Source organism: Corallococcus terminator (assembly GCF_003611635.1).
Taxonomy (GTDB): domain Bacteria; phylum Myxococcota; class Myxococcia; order Myxococcales; family Myxococcaceae; genus Corallococcus; species Corallococcus terminator.
In genome coordinates, this window is record NZ_RAVZ01000693.1 from 1 (window position 1) to 1293 (window position 1293).

Below are 1293 nucleotides of genomic sequence, written 5' to 3' on the forward strand. Positions count from 1 at the left end.
CCCTCGGTCCCTTCCCCCGCGCCCCCTCGACTGTTGTCCTACCTACCCTTCAGGACGGGACATTGTTCACCCGCTTCACAAGATCCAGGCCTTCCTGTACTTCCAAGGAGTAACACGTTGCTCTGCCCCTGTTCCCCCACAGAGGACCATGACGCCCCCGACCGTCCTCATCTCGGATGATGAACCCCTCCTGGTCTCCGCCCTCGTGCGGGAGGCCAAGCGCTCCGGCCTCGTGTGCATCTCCGACACGACCTCCGAGCGCGTGCTGGAGCTGGCCCGTCTCCATCAGCCCGCCGTCATCATCCTGGATCTGAACCAGCACCAGGACGGCCGGGACCTGCTCGCCCAGCTCAAGAAGGACCCCACCACCCGCGACTGCAAGGTCATCATCCTAAGCGGCGTGGAGGACCAGTTCACCCGCCACGTGTGCTTCGAGCTGGGCGCGGACGACTACGAAGTGAAGCCGTGCGACCCCACCTTCATGACCCGCATCGCCCGGCTCGCCGCCGCCGTCGCGCACACCCGCGCCGCCTGACGCCGGCCCCTCCTCAGGGCCGCAGCGACTGGATGGCCTTCGCGTAGTCCTTCGCTCCGAACACGTAGCTGCCCGCGACCAGCACCGTCGCCCCCGCGTCCACCACGCGCTTCGCCGTCTCGGCGTTGATGCCGCCGTCCACCTCGATGTCCACGTCCAGCCCCCGCGCGTCCAGCATCGCGCGCAGCCGGCGGACCTTGTCCACCGTGGACTCGATGAACGACTGGCCCCCGAAGCCCGGGTTCACGCTCATGAGCAGCACCATGTCCACGTCGCCCAGCACCTCCTCGATCGTCACCAGCGACGTGCCCGGGTTCAACACCACCGCCGGCTTCGCCCCCGCCTTGCGGATCTGCTGAAGCGTGCGGTGCAGGTGCGGGCTCGCCTCCTGGTGCACCGTCAGCACGTCCGCGCCCGCCTTCACGAACGCCTCCACGTACTTCTCCGGCTCGACAATCATCAGGTGGACGTCCAACGGCTTCGTCGCCACCCGTTTGATCGCCTCCACAATCACGGGCCCCAGCGTGAGGTTGGGGACGAACCTGCCATCCATGACATCCACGTGAATCCAGTCCGCTCCAGCGGCCTCGATGGCGCGGACCTCTTCGGCCAGACGGCTGAAATCACAGGACAACAGCGAAGGAGAGATGCGGACAGGGCGGCTCATGGCCGCGCTTCATAGTCGCTTCCGTCGGGCCACGGTACTTCCGCCCGGCTGGACAGAAGGCTGGCGGACACAGGTGGACCTGATGGGTGGG

At 67.0% G+C, this 1293-nt stretch carries 2 protein-coding genes; one reads left to right on the forward strand and one right to left on the reverse strand.

Features of this window, described 5'->3' with window-relative positions; translation table 11 throughout:
- Positions 1-148: 148 nt before the first annotated feature.
- Positions 149-535, forward strand: a complete 387-nt coding sequence (locus tag D7V88_RS41555; protein ID WP_120545966.1) for a response regulator — start codon at positions 149-151, stop codon at positions 533-535.
- Positions 536-548: 13 nt separating this feature from the next.
- Here the strand turns inward: D7V88_RS41555 and rpe are convergent, their stop codons facing one another.
- Positions 549-1202: a ribulose-phosphate 3-epimerase gene (gene rpe / locus D7V88_RS41560; RefSeq protein WP_120545967.1), complete on the reverse strand. Its 654-nt coding sequence runs from the start codon at positions 1200-1202 to the stop codon at positions 549-551.
- Between the last annotated feature and the right edge of the window lie 91 nt (positions 1203-1293).